Source organism: Xanthomonas sp. DAR33341 (genome assembly GCF_003992815.1).
GTDB lineage: Bacteria > Pseudomonadota > Gammaproteobacteria > Xanthomonadales > Xanthomonadaceae > Xanthomonas > Xanthomonas cissicola.
This window is the reverse complement of sequence record NZ_QEYV01000039.1, coordinates 66,902-87,212: the sequence shown is the minus strand read 5'-3', so window position 1 is coordinate 87,212 and position 20,311 is coordinate 66,902. Positions and strand designations below refer to the sequence as shown.

The 20,311-nt window shown below is 65.8% G+C and carries 7 protein-coding genes; 6 read left to right on the top strand and 1 reads right to left on the bottom strand.

Annotated elements, in window-relative coordinates; all coding sequences use genetic code 11:
• The 6 genes from EO156_RS20860 to EO156_RS20830 all read left to right on the top strand — a co-directional run.
• On the top strand, positions 1–1,243 hold a 1,243-nt coding region (locus EO156_RS20860; RefSeq protein WP_164735862.1), incomplete at its 5' end, for an autotransporter outer membrane beta-barrel domain-containing protein.
• Between the two features lie 488 nt (positions 1,244–1,731).
• The gene (locus EO156_RS20850) at positions 1,732–2,847 is read left to right on the top strand and encodes an efflux RND transporter periplasmic adaptor subunit (RefSeq protein ID WP_033482630.1); all 1,116 of its coding nucleotides are present in this window, start codon (positions 1,732–1,734) and stop codon (positions 2,845–2,847) included.
• Positions 2,840–5,932 carry a CusA/CzcA family heavy metal efflux RND transporter gene (locus tag EO156_RS20845; RefSeq protein WP_016850825.1) on the top strand — a complete coding sequence of 1,031 codons (3,093 nt, stop codon included), beginning with the start codon at positions 2,840–2,842 and terminating at the stop codon, positions 5,930–5,932. Before EO156_RS20850 ends, EO156_RS20845 begins: the two co-directional genes overlap by 8 nt.
• Positions 5,929–7,413, top strand: coding sequence for an efflux transporter outer membrane subunit (locus EO156_RS20840; protein ID WP_029828995.1), 1,485 nt, complete (start codon positions 5,929–5,931; stop codon positions 7,411–7,413). The genes EO156_RS20845 and EO156_RS20840 overlap by 4 nt, the downstream gene beginning before the upstream one ends.
• Before the next feature lie 118 nt (positions 7,414–7,531).
• Positions 7,532–8,554, top strand: coding sequence for a HAMP domain-containing sensor histidine kinase (locus EO156_RS20835; RefSeq protein WP_016851584.1), 1,023 nt, complete (start codon positions 7,532–7,534; stop codon positions 8,552–8,554).
• The gene (locus EO156_RS20830; protein WP_005916054.1) at positions 8,551–9,162 is read left to right on the top strand and encodes a response regulator; all 612 of its coding nucleotides are present in this window, start codon (positions 8,551–8,553) and stop codon (positions 9,160–9,162) included. Before EO156_RS20835 ends, EO156_RS20830 begins: the two co-directional genes overlap by 4 nt.
• Before the next feature lie 305 nt (positions 9,163–9,467).
• Here the strand turns inward: EO156_RS20830 and EO156_RS20825 are convergent, their stop codons facing one another.
• Positions 9,468–19,661: an autotransporter-associated beta strand repeat-containing protein gene (locus tag EO156_RS20825; protein WP_016848765.1), complete on the bottom strand. Its 10,194-nt coding sequence runs from the start codon at positions 19,659–19,661 to the stop codon at positions 9,468–9,470.
• Between the last annotated feature and the right edge of the window lie 650 nt (positions 19,662–20,311).

The following is a 20,311-nucleotide window of genomic DNA, read 5'->3' as shown; positions in this document are numbered from 1 at the left end:
CACCGAGAAGATCGTCAAGGCGGGCGTCCTGCAAGGCACGTTCGACCGCGTGCAGTACGCCAACAATTTCTTCTGGACCGCGGCACTGTCTTACGACCCGACCACCGTCACCGCGACCCTGACCCGCAATGCCTCCGCGGCCAGCGCACAGGCGGCCGGTGCGCCGCAGTCGGTGGTCAACGGTGCGAACCAGGCCGACGCGCTGGTCAAGGTGCTGGATACGCGGGTCGCCTCGGGCGACACCGACAACCTGGGCGGCCTGATCAGCGCCACCGGTTCGCTGATTGCAGCATCCGATGCGCAGGTTGCTGCATCGCTGCCGACCCTGACCGGCCAGGTGCACGGCATCGAGCGTACGCTGGGCTTCCAGTCTGCGCTCAACGACGCACGTGTCGCCGCCGACCGCCTGCCCTACCTGGCCGATACCACCACGCTGACCACCTGGATGCAGGGCAGCTACCTGGACGGCGATCTGGGCCGTAGCGGTTTCGATTCGGCCGATTACACCCAGCAGGCCACCACCTTCGGCGTGGATCTGCCGATGGGCAACGCCGGCACCATCGTCGGTGCGGCCGTGACCTCCGGCCAGGACCGTGCGCACATCGCGCCGTCGTCGAGCCGACTGCGCTCGGACCGGTATGCGATGACCGCCTACCTGTACCAGCCGATCGGCCGGGCGTATCTGTCGGCGACCGGTTCGTACGGCATGAGCAACGTCGAAACCGAGCGCAACGTGCAGGCCGGCAGCATCGGCGAGCGCCTGCAGGACCGTCGCCACGACACCAACTGGTCGGCACGCGCGGAAATCGGCCTGATGCCGCAGGCCGGGTTGTCGCCGTTCGTGGCCGCCGGTGTGGTGAGCCAGACCCAGGATGCCTTCAGCGAAGCCTCGGTCACGGGTCTGGGCTTGAGCGCGAACAGCGACACCCTGCGCGCAGGCTATGGCGAGGTAGGTGTGCGTGGCCATCTGGCACGCGGCAAATGGGGCTTCGATGGTCTGGTGGCGTATCGCTCGCTGCTGGGCAACCCGAATTCCGACTTCTCGGCGTGGTTCACCGGCTTGCCGGAAGCGCGTTTCAATGTCGCCGGCGAGCCGGTGTCCAAGCAGTCGCTGCGCGCCTCGGTCGGCCTGCGTTACCAGCTCAACGATGCGTTCTCCATCTACGGCAACGTGGGTGCCGAGCGCGGTCGTTCGGACACCAACAGCATCAATGCCAACGTCGGCCTGCGCTGGCAGTTCTGATCGCAGCCGATGCAGCGGTGCTGCAGGCGACGCACGTGATGATGTCGCGCACACGGCTGCGCGACAGATAGAAGAAAGGCCCCGGCATGTCCGGGGCCTTTTCGTTGACGGCCGCATGCGAATGCCGAACTGCCAAGCGCTTGGCTGACACGGCGTCCTGCGTGCCGACCGCGCGCAGGCGATACGAAGGTATATCGATGCGATGTCCATGGACTGGCGAAAACGCTCGAAAACCCCTGGTTTCGCGCACTGACGGCTGGCACCATGCACGCCATCGACGCGGCTGCAGCACGCGTTGCAAGTGCGCCAGCCCCGATGGCTGGCGCGCAACCTCACACCTGTGGCGATGCGCCATGGGTGCCAGGCGATGCCGATGGACGCCGCTGCCGGCAGCGAGCGTAGATCCCTCGCCGATGCAACCGCGGCCTGCGTTCGCGCATCGCCGACCGCGGGTGCAACGCCTTCCCTCTCCCCGTTCGAGTCATCGCATGCCGTCCCCCTTCCTGCGTTCTACGCTGGCAGCTGCCTGTGTATGCAGCTTGCTCGCTGGCTGCGGAGCCACACCGCCGCCGGCTGCTCCCTCGCCGCTGCTGATCCACGCCAACATGCAGGTGATGGTGCCGGCGCACTCGCCCTTGCGTGCCAGCCTGCGCGTGCAGGCGGTGCGCAGCCAACCCATCGCACCGCTGCTGCAGATGCCGGCCGTGATCGAGGTCTTGCCAGAGCGGCTGGTGCGGTTCGTGCCGCCGTTGGCCGGGCGCGTGGTCGCACTGCCCAAGACCCTGGGCGACACCGTGCGTGCTGGCGATGTGCTGTGCGTGCTGGATTCTGCCGAACTTGCCAGTGCCTACGGCGATGCCGGCAAGGCGCGCGCCACGCTGGAACAGGCACGTCTGGAACTTGCCCGGCAGAAGGCGCTGGCAGCGGACAGCATTTCCGCTGCACGCGATCTGCAGGCCGCGCAGCAGGCCTTCGACAGCGCGCTGAACGATGCACGGGCGGCCAGCGATCGCCTGGCCCAGCTGGGCGTGGCTGCGCAGGCCAGGTCGCATCGGCGCTATGTCGTGCGTGCGCCCATTGCCGGCCGCGTGGTGGACCTGAGCGCTGCGCTGGGCGGCTTCTGGAACGACACAGCAGCGTCACTGATGACGGTGGCCGATCTCTCGCAGGTGTGGCTCACCGCCAGCGTGCCGGAACGCGAGATTGGCCAGGTCTTCGAGGGGCAGCTGGTCACTGCCAGCCTGGAGGCCTATCCAGGCCAACGCTTCGCCGGCCAGGTGCAACACCTGGATGATTTGCTCGACCCCGCCACCCGCACATTGAAAGTCAGGGTGGCCTTAGAGAACCGCGAAGGCCTGCTCAAGCCGGGCATGTTTGCGCGCGCCCAGTTCCAATCGCGTCCCCAACAGGCCCTGCTGGTGCCCGACAGCGCCCTCTTGCAGATGGGACTGTACACGCGGGTATTCATCGAAACCGCGCCGTTCGTTTATCGCTCGCGCATCGTGGCCACCGGCCGCGCGATGGATGGGTATACCGAGATCCTGTCCGGCCTGAAGGCCGGCGAGCGTGTGGTGATCAAGGACGGAGCCTTGCTCAATGATTGAGGCGATCACCACCACCTGCTTCCAGCGGCGCGGCATCGTCTGGCTGGTCTTCGTACTCATTGCGTTATACGGCACATGGAGCTGGACGCAGCTACCGGTGGAGGCTTACCCGGACATCGCCGATGTCACCTCGCAGGTGGTCACGCAGGTCCCGGGCCTGGGTGCGGAAGAAGTGGAACAGCAGATCACCGTGCCGCTGGAACGTGCGTTGATGGGCACGCCCGGCCTGCATGTGTTGCGCTCGCGCAGCCTGTTCGCTCTTTCGTTGATCACGCTCGTCTTCGACGATGGAACGGAAGGCTACTTCGCGCGGCAGCGCGTGCTGGAACGCATACAGGCGGTCACCCTGCCCTACGGCGCGATTCCCGGGCTCGACCCATATACCTCGCCCACCGGCGAGATTTATCGCTACACGCTGGAATCGAAAACACGCAGCCTGCGCGAGCTGTCCGATCTGCAATTCTGGACCGTGATTCCGCACCTGCAGAAGGTGCCAGGCGTGGCCGATGTGACCAACTTCGGCGGCCTTACCACGCAGTTTTCGCTGGCGCTGGAGCCGGACCGCTTGACCCGGTACGGGGTGTCGCTGCAGCAGGTCAAGAGCGCCATCACCAGCAACAACGCCGATGGCGGCGGCAGCGTGATGGACCGTGGCGAACAAAGCTACGTGATCCGCGGCATCGGCCTGCTGCATTCGTTGCAGGACATCGGCAACGTGGTGGTGAGCAGCGGCAATGGCGTGCCGGTCCTGGTCAAGGACCTGGGCGAGGTACGCTACGACAATGTCGAGCGACGCGGCATTCTGGGCAAGGACGGCAACCCGGACACGATCGAAGGCATCGCGTTGCTGCTCAAGGACAGTAACCCCTCGGTGGCCTTGCAAGGCATCCACAGCGCCGTGGAGGAACTCAACAACAGCGCGTTGCCCAAGGACGTCAAGCTGGTGCCGTATCTGGATCGCACCGCGTTGATCGACGCCACAATGCACACGGTGAGCGCCACGCTGACCGAAGGCATGCTGCTGGTGTGCGTGGTGCTGTTGATCTTCCTGGGTAGCCCGCGCGCGGCGGCGATCGTGTCGTTGACCATCCCACTGTCGTTGTTGATCGCCTTCATCTTCATGCACCACCTCAAGATTCCCGCCAATCTGTTGTCGTTGGGCGCGATCGACTTCGGCATCCTGGTCGACGGCGCAGTGGTGCTGGTGGAAAACGTCTTGCGCCTGCGCGAAGAAAACAGCCAGCGTGCATTGACGGCGCGCGATGCCGTCGACGCCACCCTGCAGGTGGCGCGGCCCATCTTCTTCGGCATGGCGGTGATCGGGTGTGCGTACCTGCCGCTGCTGGCATTCGAGCGCATCGAATACAAGCTGTTTTCGCCAATGGCCTACGCGGTGGGCGCGGCCTTGATCGGTGCGCTGCTGGTGGCGCTGACACTGATTCCTGGCCTGGCGTGGCTGGCGTTCCGCAAACCGCGCAAGATGCTGCACAACCGCGTACTGGAAAAACTTGGGCAGCGCTATCGCGCAGTGCTGGAACGCAGCGTGGGCCGACGCGGTTGGCTGCTGGCTTGCGCTGCGCTGGCGCTGTGCGTGCTGGCATTGTTGGGGGGCCGCATCGGCCGCGACTTCTTGCCCTACATCGATGAAGGATCGCTGTGGCTGCAGGTGCAGATGCCGCCGGGCATCACCCTGGACAAGGCCGCCACCATGGCCAATGCCTTACGCAAGGCCACGCTGGAATTTCCGGAGGTGTCGTACGTGGTCACCCAGACCGGGCGCAACGACGACGGCACCGACTACTGGACGCCTTCGCATATCGAAGCGAGCGTGGGCCTGCGTCCCTACAAGGAATGGCCCGCCGGCATGGACAAGCAGGCATTGATCGCTGCGCTCGGCGCACGTTATGCACGGATGCCCGGTTACACGGTGAGCATGATGCAGCCGATGATCGACGGCGTGCAGGACAAGCTCTCCGGCGCGCACAGCGACCTGACCGTGAAGGTGTTCGGCGACGATCTGCAGCAGGTTCGCGGCGTTGCCGACCAGGTGGCCTCCGCCTTGCACAAGGTGCCCGGGGCTGCGGACATCGCCGTGGATGTAGAACCGCCCCTGCCCAACCTGCAGGTGCGTTTCGACCGCGAGGCGGCAGCGCGCTATGGCATCAATGCGGCCGATGTGTCGGATCTGATTTCCACCGGCATCGGCGGCAGCCCGATCGGGCAGATGTATCTCGGTCACAAGAGTTACGACCTCACCGTGCGCTTTCCGCAACGGTATCGCAACGATCCGCAGGCCATTGGCGCGTTGCGCCTGCGCACCGCTGCCGGCGCCGAGATACCGCTCTCGGCGGTGGCCAACATCGCGACCACCAGCGGCCAGAGCGTGATCGTGCGCGAGATGGGCCGGCGCAACATCATCGTGCGGCTCAACGTGCGCGGCCGCGATCTGTCCAGTTTTCTGAGCGACGCGCAGGCCACGCTCGCGCGGCAAGTGCACCTGGACCCGCAGCACATGCAGCTGGTGTGGGGCGGCCAGTTCGAGAACCTGCAGCGCGCCCAGGCGCGCTTGCTGGTGGTGCTGCCGACCACCTTGTGCATCATGTTCGTGTTGCTGTTCGGCGCGTTCGGCAACCTGCGCCAACCGACATTGGTGCTTGCCGCCGTGCCGCTGGCCATGATCGGCGGATTGGCTGCACTGCATCTGCGCGGGATGACGCTCAATGTCTCCAGCGCGGTAGGTTTCATCGCCTTGTTCGGGGTCGCGGTCCTGAACGCGGTGCTGATGCTCGCGCAGATCAACCGGCTGCGCCAAGACGTGGGCATGTCCTTGCGCGAGGCGGTGGTGGCCGGCGCGGTGAGCCGCATGCGTCCGGTCCTGATGACCGCGACGGTGGCAGCGCTCGGCCTGGCACCGGCGATGCTCGCCACTGGCCTGGGCAGCGATGTGCAGCGCCCCTTGGCCACGGTGGTGGTTGGCGGCTTGGTCACCGCCACGCTACTCACCTTGGTGTTGTTGCCATCGCTCTACTACCTGATGGAAGCCTTCGTCGCAACGCGCCAGGGCCGCCAGGGGACGACACCATGACAGACGTTCGCAACGCATTGCTCGCCAGTGCCGTGGCGGCATCGCTCGCCGCCTGCGCAGTAGGACCGGACTTTCAGCGCCCCGCTGCGCCTGCTGCTGATCGCTACACCGCCAACGCGTTACCGGTAACGACCGCAGCCGCCGACGTAGCACATGGTGGTGCGCAAGAGTTCGAGCCCGGGCAGGAACTGCCGGCCGCCTGGTGGCGCGCATTCGGCTCGCCGCAACTGAATGCTGTGGTGGAGCGGGCATTGCGTGCCAATCCGGATCTGCAAGCCGCCGACGCAGCGCTTCGCCAGGCGCAACAGACGCTGGCCGCGCAACGCGGTGCCTGGCGACCGCAAGCGGATCTGCGTGTGGATGCCAGCCGGCAACGCGACTCGGTGGTGCCGGCGCCGGATGCCGGCATCGACACACCGTATGCGCTACGCACCGCCCAACTCAGCGTCAGCTATACGCTGGACGTGTTTGGCGGCACGCGGCGGCAAGTGGAAGCGGCGGGTGCGCAGGCACAGGTGCAGCGCGATCAGCGCGATGCGGCGTACCTGAGCCTCACCGCCAACGTGGTGAACGCGGCGATCGGCGAAGCGGCCGTGCGCGCGCAACTGGATGCGGCGCGCGCGCAGGTCGCCATCGCCAAGCAGCTCTGCACGCTCACCGCGCGCCAGCAGACGCTTGGCGCACTCGGCGCAGCGCAGGTGCTGGCCCAACGCACTGCGCTGGCACAGGCGCAGGCCGCGGTGCCGGCACTGGAAAAGCAGCTGGAACAACAACGGACCCTGCTCGCGATTCTGGGCGGGCAACTGCCTGGCGACGCTGCGGGTGAGGCATTTACGCTGGATACCTTGCAGCTTCCGGCGCAACTGCCGTTATCGTTGCCCTCGCGGTTGCTCGATCGCCGCCCGGACATCCGCGCCGCCGAAGCGCAGGCGCATGCTGCCAGCGCATTGATCGGCGTGGCGGCGGCTGCGCGCTTGCCGTCCATTAGCTTAAGTGCGGCCAGCGGCGGCTCTGCATCCGGTGTCGGGCGCATGTTCGCGGCCGGCAATACGCAATGGTCGGTGGCCGGCGGCCTGTTGCAGCCACTGTTCCATGGCGGCGCGCTTGCGCATCAGCAGCGGGCGGCCGAAGCTGGCTACACGCAGGCCATGGCGCAGTACCGCAGCGTGGTGTTGAACGCATTTGGCGAGGTTTCCAACGCGCTCACCGCGCTGCAGAGCGACGCGCAGAGCCTGCACGCCTGTGCCGATGCGCAAGCGCTGGCGGAGCGCACGCTGGCGCTGGTGCGACGTCAACAGGCGGTCGGTGCGGTGGGCATGGCGGATCTGCTGCAGGCGCAGCAGGCCTACCAGAGCACGCAGGCCGCCACGGTCCAGGCACAGGCCGCGCGCTACACCGACACCGTGGCGCTGTATCAGGCCCTGGGTGGCGGGCCGTGGTGGTCGCCAGCGGCCCGGACGCCCAAGCCCGCGGTTCCATGAATCACGCGCTGCATCCAGCGCTGGTTGCGTAACGGCGGCGCCGCCAGCTGAGACAATCGCCGCCATGCGCATGACCTCTCTCTTCCGCTCGCCACCCACGCGTACCGACCTGCTTGGCATGGTCGGGCTGGTGGCGGGCATGGCGGCGATCTTCGTGGCCGATACCTTCACCGACTATGCGGTGGCGGCTGCCTTGTTCTATACGTTGGTGGTGCTGCTGTCGGTGCGTCTGCTGACGCGCACGGGCGTGGTGCTGTTGGCGGGCACCTGCCTGGTGCTGATCGTGCTCAGCTTCCATCTCACCCCGGCCGGCAGCTACCGGGTGGGCGTGATCAACTCCTGCATCAGCGCGGTGGTGGTGGCGGTCACCACGTATCTGGCGGTGCAGATGGAAGCGGCCAAGGCCAGCGCACATGCCGCACAGGCGCGGCTGTTGCGGCTCACCCGCAGCGGCAGCATGGGCGGGCTGGCCGCGTCGATCGCGCACGAAGTCAATCAACCCTTGGCCGCCATCGTGACCAGTGGCAATGCCTGCCAGCGCTGGTTGGCGCAGCAACCGCCCAACCTGGCCAAGGCCGCTGCCGCTCTGGAACGCATGCTCGCCGACGCCGGCCGCGCCAGCGCCATCATCGCGCGCATGCGTGCGCTGGCGCGTGGCGAAGCCAGCCAACGCCAGCCGCTGGATCTGAACCGCACCGTGCTCGACATGATTGCCCTCACCCGTGGCGAAACCGAGCGTCATGGCATCGCGCTGTCGCTGGAGCTGGACCCTGCCCTGCCCGCGGTGCTGGCCGATGGCGTACAGATCCAGCAGGTCATCGGCAATCTGTTGCTCAACGCAGTGGAGGCACTGGCCACCTTGCCGGACGAGGCGCGCAGCATCCACATACGCTCGCACATCGATGGTGCGTGGGCCTGCCTGTACATCGACGATACCGGCCCGGGGTTGTCCGACGACGCACTGGCGCATGTGTTCGAGGCATTCTGGAGCACCAAGGACGATGGCATGGGCATTGGCTTGAGCATCAGCCGCACCATCATGGAAGCCAACGGCGGGCAGATCTGGGCCGAGCCGGCTGGTGTCCGCGGCGCGCGCTTCGGCCTGCGTCTGCCCCTGGTCGCGACGGAGCGCAGGCAATGAGCGAGCTGGCTCCGGTGGTGTATCTCATCGACGACGATGCCTCGATGCGCGCCGCGCTGGAGGATCTGTTCGCCTCGGTCGGCTTGCAGGTCTATGCGTTCGGTTCCACCGATCAATTCCTCGCGCACCGGTTGCACGAGGCACCCGCCTGCCTGGTGCTCGACATCCGGATGCCGGGCCAGAGCGGGATGGAGTTCCATCGGCGCATGGTCGACTCCGGCTTTGCCCTGCCCACCATCTTCATTACCGGCCATGGCGATATCGCGATGAGCGTGGAGGCGATGAAGAACGGCGCGATCGAATTCCTGACCAAACCGTTCCGCGATCAGGCCTTGCTGGACGCGATTCAGGACGGCATCCGCCGCGACCGCGTGCGCCGCCAGAACGAGGCGGTCGCCGCAGAACTGCGTGCACGTTGGGAGTCGCTGAGTAGCGGCGAACAGGATGTCACGCGATTGGTGGTGCAAGGCCTGTTGAACAAGCAGATTGCCGCGCGCCTGCATCTGAGCGAGATCACCGTGAAGGTGCGGCGTGGCCAAGCCATGCGCAAGATGCAGGCTGGCTCGTTGGCCGAACTGGTGCGCCTGGCCGAACGCATCGGGCTGTGATGCGCGCGATGTGACCGGTGTGCGAGCGTGCTGTGCTGCATGCCCGCGCACGCGCCATCGGCGGGCATCCCGCCGCCGTGACGGCCTGCGTGCTCCCGGATGACAGCGCGCCATGAAGCGGCACCCACGCAGCGCTTTTTCGGCTCTCGATGTCATGCATTGACCTGGTCACCGCAACGCACACGAACGTTCCGGTGCGCATCTTGCGAAGCGCGCGACAGGCACAGGAATGCAGGCAAAAAAAACGCCCCGGCATCCGGGGCGTTTCTCCCATTTCCAGTGTCAAGCACGCCGCAAGACAAGGCTCAGAAGCTTACTCCCCAGGTCACCTGACCACCGTACGCCGTCTGCCCGTCGCCGCTGAGTCCTTGCAGCGACAGTGCCAGCCGGCTGCGGGGCGAGGTGATCAGGCTCACGCCCAGCTCGCCGATGGCCGCGTTCTTGGCCAGGGTGACGCTTTGCACCGAGAACTCCGAGGCGGTGCCGACGAAGCCGGCCGAGCGCTGCACGGAACGGTCGCCGAAGGCATGCCGCCAACCTGCCGACGCATACAACGCCGCCTTCTGGCCGAGGTCCCAATGACCACGCATACCCAGCGTGGCGGTACTGAAGGTGTCGCTGGCACTATCCACCGAGAGCCCGGAAATGCCGCCGCGTTCGGTGAAACCGTCGGTCTTCAGGCGGGTGTAATCGGCCGCGATGAACGGGCTGTACACCGCGCCCTTGGTACGCAGATTCCAGGCCGCTTCCACCGACACCGTCACCGCGGTGGCGTCGTAGCTGCTGTCCAGGCGCTCTTCGAGCACGCCGGGCAACATCACCCGGCGCGTGCTGTCGATGCGATAGCTGGCGTAATCCACCGCACCTTGCAGCGAGAACGCAGACCAGTCGGCCCGGCCATACACGCCGGCATGCGTGCCGTCCACGTCGGCACGGTCGCCCCATTCGCGCGACCAGCTCTCGATATCCTGGTTGCCCACCGCGATGCCCACCACGCTGCGTTCGCCGAAGCGGCGTTCCGCACCGGCCATCACGCCGTTGTCCTCGCGACGTACCGACACCGCGTTGGCATCGCCATCGACGCGGTTGGGCAGGCTGCGCCCGGTGATCCACACCGTGGTGTCGCCGACCAGCGTGTCCTGGCTGTCGCCACGCAGATGGTTACCGATCCCGCTATAGAGAAAGCGGCTGTCCAGCAACGCGGTTGCGGTGCTGGCATGGCTTTCGCCCGACAGCGAGGCGAACGCGGTGCGCACCGCTTCCGGGTCGTCGGGCAAGCGCACGACGGCCTGATAGATCGGGCTGGTGTTCGGCAGGCCGTCCACAGCCGCCGCAGCGGACTGCTGGTTCGGCGTGGTGACCGCGTCCACCATGCCCACCGTATTGCGCCCGAACGTCACCGACAACGCAGTGGCGGTGGTGCTCACATTCGGCTCGATAAACGCGTAGTCGGAAACGACGTTGGTGAACTGCCCGGTTAGGCCACCGCCGGCGCTGATCACCGGAATCTCCGTAAACAGCGGCAGGTCGGTCGCACGCACCAACGCCAGGGTGGTGCCGGTGGCCACGGTGGCTGCGCCACCGACCGTCACCGGCGTCACCACACCGCCGTCGCCGGGCGTCACCTGCAACGTAGAGCCTGGCGCAAACGTGGCGTTGCCGCCGACGCTGATGGTGCCACCGGCACCGCCGATGGCGACCGTGCCCGACGACACCAGGCTGCCCACACTGCCGCTGCCGGTGAGCGTGCCGCCCGGACCCACCGTCACCGGTCCGCCCAGCGCGGCGCCCGGGTTGGCGGGGTTGCCTACGCTCAAGGTGCCTGCCGCGATGGTGGTCGGACCAGTAAAACCACCGCTGTTTGCGGTGATCAGCAGCGTGCCCGCGCCGTCCTTGAGCAAGCTGCCCGCGCCAGACAGCGTTCCCGCATAGGTGCCATTGCCCGCCTGTTGGAAGACCAATGCGCTGTTGTTGGCGATATTGCCTTGCAGGCTGCTGGTATCGCCGATCAATGTGCCCGCGTTGACGGTCGTACCGCCCAGGTAACCGTTGACGCCATCCAGGGTGAGCGCACCGGTGCCGTTCTTGACCAGCACGCCGCTGCCGGTGACGTTGCCGGCGTAGGTCCCATCGGTCGCCTGATCGAACACCAGCACTGCGTTGTCGACAATGTTGCCCTGCAGGCTGTCGGTCGTGCCGATCAGGCTGCCACTGGCGATGGTGGTGCCGCCGCTATAGGTGTTGGGCGCCACCAAGGTCAACGCGCCGGCGCCTTGCTTGATCACGCTACCGGTGCCGCTGACCACGCGGGCGAACGCGCCGTCGCTGGCCTGATCGAAGATCAACGTCGCGTTGTCGACCACATCGCCCTGCAGGCTGGTGGTGTTGCCGACCAGGCTGCCGGCGCTGATGACGGTGCCGCCGGTATACGTATTGGCGCCAAGCAATTGCAGCACGCCACTGCCAGTCTTTTCCAGCGAGCCACTACCGCTGACCGCGCCGGCATACACGCCGCCGGCGGCCTGGTTGAACACCAACGCTGCATTGTTGGTGATATCGCCCTGCAAGCTGGCGGTGTCGCCGACCAGGGTGCCGGCCGCAATGGTGGTGCCACCGGTGTAGCCATTGGCGCCGTTGAGCAGCAGTGCGCCGGCACCCTGCTTGATCACAGTGCCAGTGCCGGTGATCGAACCGGTAAACACGCCATCGGCCAGCTGGTTGAACGCCAAGGTTGCGTTATCGACGATGGCGCCTTGCAGGCTTGTGCTATCGCCCACCAGCGTGCCGGCGGCGATCGTGGTGCCACCACTGTAAGTATTGTTGCCGTCGAGCGTCAGCACGCCGGTGTTGGTCTTGATCAAGGTCCCGCTACCGCTGATGTTGCCGGCAAGCGTGAGGTCGGCCGGGTTGTCGACGGTCAGCGCCGCGCCCAGCGTGACCGCGTTGCCCAATGCCGCGGCAACCGCATTGCTCAGCACCGAATCGCCGGTGACCGACAAGGTGCCGCTCCCCAGGGCGCTGTTGCCGGACACCGCCAAGCTGCCATCGCTGAGCACCGTGCCGCCGGCATAGCTGTTGTTGCCGCTGAGCGTGAGCGTGGACGTGCCGTTCTTGATCAAGCTGCCTGCACCGCTGATCGCACCGGTCAATGCCAGATCGTTGCTGCCCGGCAGCGTCAGCGCCCCATCGAGCACCACCGCGTTGCCGAGCGCCAAGGCTTGGTTGGTATCGAGCGTGGTGCCCGCTGCGGCAGTCAGCGTGCCGGCGCCCAGCGCTTGCGCATTGCCCAACACCAGGCTGCCGCCGCCGAGCGCGGTGCCGCCGGTGTAGGTGTTGGCGCCAGACAGTACCAGCGTACCGGTGTCGAGCTTCTGCAGGGTGCCGGTGCCGCCGATGGCGACATCGATGGTGCCGGTCACGCCGGGGTCGACACGGATGATGGTGTTCGCTGCATTGGCGCTCAATGCGCCACCGCCTGCATCGCTCAGCACATAGCCATCGGTGATGAATTGCATGCCGGTGATGCCCTGGGTGCCTTGCACGCCCACGTTGCCCGCGGCGCCTGCGAAGACCGCAAAGCTGTTCTGCCAATCGCTGTTGGTCAGCCCATCGACCGACGTCCAATTGGTGGCGCCGGCGGTCCACACGCCGGTGCCGCCATCGGCGCTGCCGTTGGCGACGGTCTGCGCGCCATCCCAGAACTGCACGTTGCTGCCAGAAGCCAACAACACCACATTGACCTGCTGCGCCAACGAGGTCTGCAGCGTGAGCTGGGTGGGATCGACCGTGCCCGGCAGTGTGCCGAAACCCATGCCATTGTTGGTCAAGGTGCCGGTGTAATCGATCAGGCGATACACGCCAGTGCCGAAGCCGCCGATGTCGGTGATGTTGAGCGTGCCCCCCAGCGTGAGGTCGCCGTTGACCGCAAGTACCCCGGTCTGGCTGGGAATTCCCAGGAACGCATCGAGCGTGGCATTGGACGCCATGCTCAGGCTGCCGGTGGTCAGCAGCGCACCGCTGGTCACCACCAGGCGGCCACCGTCATTTACCGTGACCGCGGCGTTGACCACGCCGCTGCCGCTCAACGTGCCGCCGGTGCCCACGGTGACGCCACCGGCACTGCCCAGCGTGCCGTCCACATCCAGCGTGCCCGCCGTGATCTGCGTGGTGCCGCCGATCGCGCTGGTGCCGGTGAGCTGCACGTTGCCGGCGCCGACTTTTTCAAGATTGCCGGCGTCGTTCAACCCACCTGCGAAGGTGCTGCTGACGTTGCCAACGCCCAGTTGCAAGGTGCTGCCACCCTGGATCGCGACATTGCCCAGGCCGGTCAGGCTGCTCAACGCGGCATTGCTGCCGAGCGAGAGCCCTGCCCCTGCCGCAACATCCACGCTGGCGGTCGTCCCCAACGTGCCGGTGGCGGTGGTGGCAAGCACGCCGCCCTGCACCGACACCGGGCCACTGAACAGGTTGCTGCCAGCCAAGGTCAAGGTACCCAGGCCCGTCTTGGTCAGCGCGCCCGCGCCACTGAGCACGCCGGTCAACGCCAGATCATCCGCACTGGCGATGGTCAGGTTGGCGCCCAGGTTGACGTTGTTGCCCAGGGCCAGGGCGATGGCATTGCTCAACGTCGCATCGCCCAGCACCGACAGGCTGCCTGTGCCGAGTGCGGCGTTGCTGCCCACCGCCAGCGTGCCGGCATTCAACACGCTGCCGCCGAGATAGCTGTTGCTGCCACCCAGCGTGAGCGTGGAGGTGCCGTTCTTGATCAAGCTGCCGGCACCGCTGATGGCGCCGGTCAGTGCCAGATTGTTGCTGCCGGGCACGGTCAACGCACCATCGAGCACCACCGCGTTGCCGATCGCCAACGCTTGGTTGGTATCGAGCGTGGTGCCCGCTGCGGCGGTCAGCGTGCCGGTGCCCAGCGCTTGCGCATTGCCCAACACCAGGCTGCCACCGCCGAGCGCGGTGCCACCGGTGTAGGTGTTGGGACCACTCAGCACCAGCGTGCCGGTGTCGAGTTTCTGCACGCCGCCGGTGCCGGTGATGGCCACATCGATGCTCGCCGTGGCACCCGGGTCGACGCGGATGGCGGTCAACGGGTCGATTACCGCCAGTGCACCCGCGCCGGCATCGGTCAGCTGATATCCATCGGTCACGAACTGCAAGCCGCCGATGTTCTGCGTGCCCTGCACGCCCACCGTGCCCGCCGTACCGGAAAACACGGCGAAGTCGCCTTGCCACGTGCTGTTGGCGCTACCGTCCTGGCCGGTCCAGTTGGTGGCCGCACCCCAGGTGCCGGCGCCGCCATCGACAGTGCCATTGGCCGTGGTCTGCACACCATCCCAGAACTGCACGATGCTGCCCGGCGCGGTCACCACAAGATTGAGTTGCTGACCGATGGCGGTCTGCAGAGCGAGCTGGCTGATGTCCACGCTGCCCGGAAACAGGCCGATCAGCATGCCGTTATTGGTGAGCGCGCCGGTGTAGTCGATCAAGCGATACACGCCGGTGCCGAAGCCGCCGAGATCGGTGATGTTGAGCGTACCGTCCAGGGTGAGATCGCCATTGACGGCCAGCAAGCGGGTTGCGCTTGGCGCGGCCAATGCCACATCGACGAATGCGCCGGGTGCCAGCGTCAACGCGCCCACGCTCAACGACGAACCGCTGGTGAGTGCGAGCCTGCCGCCATCGCTGACGGTGACCGCCGCACCCACGTTACCGGCGGCGCCGGTGCCGGTCAGCGTGCCGCCCGATGCAACGTTCAAGACGCTGGTGCCGAGACTGCCGACCGCATCGAGCGTGCCCGCACTGACCTGCGTGCTGCCACCGATCGCACTGCTACCGAGCAAACGCACGGTGCCGGTCCCCACCTTGTCCAGGTTGCCGCCACCGCCCAGGCTGCCGGCGAAATCGCCGCCGCCCAATTGCAGCGTGGCGCCGGTAGCGGTATCGACACCGCCCGCACCGCTGAGCGCGTTGATCAGGCCGCCGTTGGCCAGATTCAACAGCGCGCCTGCCGCGACATCGACAGTGCTGGCGTTGCCCAACGAGGCCGAAGTGCTGGCCACCACGGTACCGGCCTGGATCGCCAGCGGGCCGGTGTAGCTGTTGTTGCCGCTCAAGGTCAGCGTGCCGAGGCCGGTCTTGATCAGGCTTCCGCTTCCGCTGATGGCACCGCTGGCCAGCATGTCTGCGGCGTTATCCACGGTGAGCGCGGCGCCCAGCGCGATATCGTTGCCTAGCGCCACGGCGACGGCATTGCTCAATACCGAATTGCCGAGCACCGACAGGCCGCCGGTACCGAGCGCATTGTCGGCTCCCACCGCGATGGTGCCTGCGGTCAGGCTGGTGCCGCCGCTGTAGCTGTTGTTGGCAGTGAGCGACAGTGTGGTGGCGCCATTCTTGATCAGGCTGCCGGTGCCGCCGATGCTGCCGTTCAAGGCCAGATCGTTGCTGCCGACCAGCGTCAGTTGATCGTTCAACACGACGTTGTTGCCTACCGTCAACGCGGCAGTGGCATCCAGTTCGGCAGGGCCGTTGACCAGCACGTCACCCGCGCCAAGCGCCGCATTGTTCCCAAGCACCAGCCTGCCTGCGTCCAGCGCAACGCCGCCGGTGAAGGTATTGGCGTTGCTCAACGTCAAGGTGGCGTTGCCCTGCTTATCGATGCCACCGATGCCGCTGACCACGCCGTTGAGCGCAATATCCTGCGTGCCTGGCAGGGTCAACGTGCCATTCAAGGCGACTGCATTGCCCAGCGCCACGGCGGTGCTTGCATCCAGTGCGGTACCGCCTGCGGCGGTCAAGGTGCCCGCGCCCAACGCCGTGTTGCTGCCAACCAGCAACGAACCGCTCTGCAATTGCAGCCCTCCGCTCCAGGTGTTGTTGCCGTTGAGGGTCAGTGCTTGCGCGCCTGTCTTGATCAAGCTGCCGGCGCCATCGATCGCGCCGTCGAGCGTGAGGTTTTGTCCATCGATCGTCAGCGCACCGTTGGTGGTGAGCGCGTTCTGCAAGGTCACCGCAGCCGCTGCGGTGAGCAGCGTGCCGTTGGCGGCAGTGAGTGCCCCGCTACCGAGCGCGGTATTGCTGCCCACGACCAGGGCGCCGTCGTTCAACACGGTGCCGCCGGCGTAACTGTTGTTTCCGTTGAGCGTGAGCGCTCCGGTGCCTTGCTTGACCAGGCTGCCGGTGCCGCTCACGGTGCCGGTCAAGCCCAGGGTGTTGTTGCCGATCAACGACAACGCACCATTCAGCACCACATCGTTGCCAAGCGTGGTTGCCGCGGTGGCCTGCAGTTGCGTGCCGCCGGCTGCGGTCAACGCACCGCTGCCCAGTGCCGCGCCGCTGCCGATCGACAAGCGCCCCGCGTTGAGATCCATACCGCCAGCGAAGGTGTTCGCGCCGGTCAGCGTCAGCGCTGCAGCGCCGTCTTTGATCAGGCCACCGATGCCGCTGATGCCACCGGTGAGGGTCAGGTCCTGGCTGCCGCCAAGTTGCAGATCCGCATCCAGCACCACGTTGTTGGCCACCACGCGTGCAGCGGTGCTATCGAGCAGGCCGCCACTCACGTTCAGGCTGCCCGCCCCGAGTGCGCTATCGCTGCCCAGAATCAGACTGCCTGCCGTCAGACGGGTGCCGCCCAGATAGCTGTTGTTGCCGCTGAGGGTCAAGCTGGCAGGGCCGAGTTTGTCCAGGCTGCCGGCGCCACCGATGCCTCCGGTCAGCGTGAGCGCGTTGCTGCCACCCACAGTGAGCTGCCCTGCTAGTGCAATTGCATTGGCGAGCGTGCTCACTGCTGCGCTGTCCAACGTCGTGCCGGCCGCCGCGGTCAAGGTCCCGCTACCCAGCGCGGTATTGCTGCCCACCGTGAGCCTGCCGGTGTTGAGCGCGGTGCCACCGGTATAGGTGTTGTTGCCGCTGAGCGTGAGATCGCCGCCGGCCTTGACCAGGCTGCCGGCACCGCTGATGGCGCCGCCCAAGGTCAACGCTTGCGCGCCATTGAGGGTCAGCGCACCGCTGCTCAGCGTCACTGCGTTGCTCAGCGCGGCAGCGGCGGTGTTTTGCAAGGTCGCAGAACCAGTGACATTCAACGCACCGGTGCCCAGTGCGGTGCCGCTGGCCACCTGCAAGGTGCCCGCGTTGAGGCTGGTGCCGCCGGTGTAGGTATTCAGACCAGCCAGCGTCAGCGTCCCGCCGCCGAGTTTGTTCAATGCGCCGGCGCCGCTGATGGTGCCGGTGAGACTCAAACCGTTGCCGCTACTGCCGACGCCCAAGGTTCCGGCCAGCGCGATCGCGTTGCCCAGCGTGGACGCGGCCGTGGCATCGAGCTCACCACCGCTGGCGGTGAGCGTGCCGGTGCCCAGGGCCGCATTCGAACCGACCACCAGCCGCCCGGTGCTGAGCGTGGTGCCGCCGGTGTAGGTGTTGGCGTTGGTCAGCGTGAGATCGCCGGTGCCGCTCTTGATCAAACTGCCGGCACCGTTGATGGCACCGCTGAGCGTGAGCGCTTGTGTGCCGGTCCAGTTCAACGGCGCAGCAAGGCTGATGCCATTGGTCACCGTCAATGGCGCAGTGGTGCTCAGGCTGGATGCGCCGGTGACATTCAATGCGCCCGTGCCGAGCGCGGACGCGGTACCCAGCTGCAGCGTGCCCGCTGCGAGCGTGGTGCCGCCGCTGTAGGTATTGGTGCCGCTGAGCGAAAGCGTCCCGGTGCCGGTTTTATTGACACCGCCGACGCCGGCCAGCGTGCCGCTCAAGGTCAATGCGTTGCCGCTGGTACCCAGGCCCAGCGTATTGGTGAGCGCAAAGTTGTTGGTCAAGGTCAGCGGTGCAGTGTTATCCAGCAAACCGCCTGCCGCAGTGACCGTGCCAGTGCCGAGCGCACCGGAGGTCTCCAACAGCACGCTACCGGCACCCAGGGTGGTGCCGCCGCTGTAGGTATTGCTGCCGCCCAAGGTCAGCGTGCCGGCGCCAACCTTGTTGAGCGTCCCGGTGCCACTGACCGTCCCTCCGATTCGCAGCGCGTTTGCGCCTCCAATACCAACCGTGTTGCTCAGCGAAAACGCATTGGCCAGGTTCACTGCGGTACCTGCCAATACGCTGCCGCCGGATGCGGTGACCGTGCCGGTGCCCAAGGCGCTGTTGGTGCCCACCGTTAACGCGCCACTGACCAGATTGACGCCACCGCTGAACGTGCCGGTACCGGTCAGCGCCAGTCCGCCGGTGCCGGTCTTGGTCAACGCACCGGTGCCGGTGATTGCACTGCCGACGGTCAGGTTGTTGGTGCCCTGTACGGTCAGGCCGCCCGCGCCAAGCGCAACGCCATTGCTCGGCGCAAGGGTCAGGCCCGCAGCCGTGGCTTCGAGCGTGCCGCCGTTGGCGGTGATGGTGCTGCCCAACTGCGCAGCATTGGCGAACTGCAACACGCCGCCATTGAGCGCGCTGTTGGCGAAGTTGCTCGCGCCGCCCACCGACCAGGTGCCGCTATTGACGCGCAAATTGCCGAAATTGATGTATTGCGCAGTGCTCAACGTCCCGGTGCCGGTGCTGCCGCTGCCGGTACCGACCGCAGAATTTTGCAGGATCAGCGTGTTGTTTCCGCCCAGGCCTCCATCCACCACACCGGTTTGCGCGAAGCTCAGCAAACCGCCGGGGCCGAGCAATTCCAGGGCAAGGCCTCCCGCGCTGTTGACGCTGCCACCGGTGACTGCGGTGAAGCTGTTGGTGCTGCCCGCCCCCATCGAAACGCTGCCGTTGATGGTGCCCGAGTTGACGAACGTATTGCCGGTGGCCGAACTCTGAAAGCCCACCCGTCCGTTGATGGTGCCGATATTGACCGCATTGACGATGCCTCCACCGGTCACCGCGATCACCGGCGTGTCCGACCCCAGAATCGAAAGCCCTGCCAAGGGGCGACTATCGATCACGCCGGCATTGTTGATCTGCACCGTCCCGTTGCTGGCCGACGTCAGCCCCAGTGCCATGCCTTCGAGATTGAGCAGATTGGCGCCGAGCAGGCCGCCAGTGCCGTAGAGCGTGCCGCTGGCAAGATTGTTGACGGTGACTGCAGTGGAGCTGGCATTGCCCATGGTCACGCCGCTGCTCAGTACCGAGAGCAGTCCAAGCACGGAAGGGTCGATGGTGCCGGCGTTGTTGAGTGTGGAATTGGTACCGCTCAGGGCAATGGCGGTGCCGCCCAACAAGCCTGCGGTCATCTGGCTGCCGGAGGCGACATTCACGGTCAGGTTGTTGGCGCTACTGGAAAAGCTGTTACTGGTGACCGGCGTACCCGAGCAGGTGACCGTTGCGCCTGCCGCGGGGACGGCCGGCGTGCATGCGGCCCAGGCCAGCATCGGTGCGGCGGCCCCCACCGCAAGGACCACCAGGGCCGGCAATTGACGACGGGTAGAGCCAGGCTTGCGACGCCGACGCACCAATTCATGCGTCACCACCCAATTGCCAATGGCTGCGTTCCAGACCAGCGCAAATGCACGATTCATTTGAATTCCCCCTGATTGCCGAGCAGAGACCAGCGCGCACCCATGCACGCGCCTCCAAAGACGGGATTGGAATGACGGTAGATCCGGTTTAAATAATCCAGGCCAGTTCAACAGTAAGGCCGGTAGACAGAAGCCCCTATACAAGGACAAGGAAGAGCGGGGTTAATACCAATACTGAGTTACTGCGACGCTAGATTAATAGGCGAATCAATCAGCCTAAAACTGTGTCGAATATCACTAAGCTTGAACTCATCCATGACACACGCTGATTCTGTGAACTGATTTGCTCGTGCCCGTTAATTGCATTTCGCGACCTCATCAGTAAGAGCTCACGATGTCCGAAGTAATTGCTTCACAATCAAAACAGTAACTTACCGAATTTTTTAAGGGAACAGATTGGATGAGGCTGGATTATTAAAAGCAGACTGATGCGTTATTACGATCCGGCATTGCATTGCCTTATAACAATCGTTTTCAGTGAAACTTGCTGCGTCGCAAAAGTCCGATACATGCACTCGCAGACGTCCCGCCAATTTATGAGCTCGCTCTCATGAGTTAAGACCACTTCACCAGTCGACAGCGACGGAGGAGTGCGATATTTGTATATCTCAGGCGTAACGGCAGCAGTTATTGTCGGGGCTGCCAGCTTG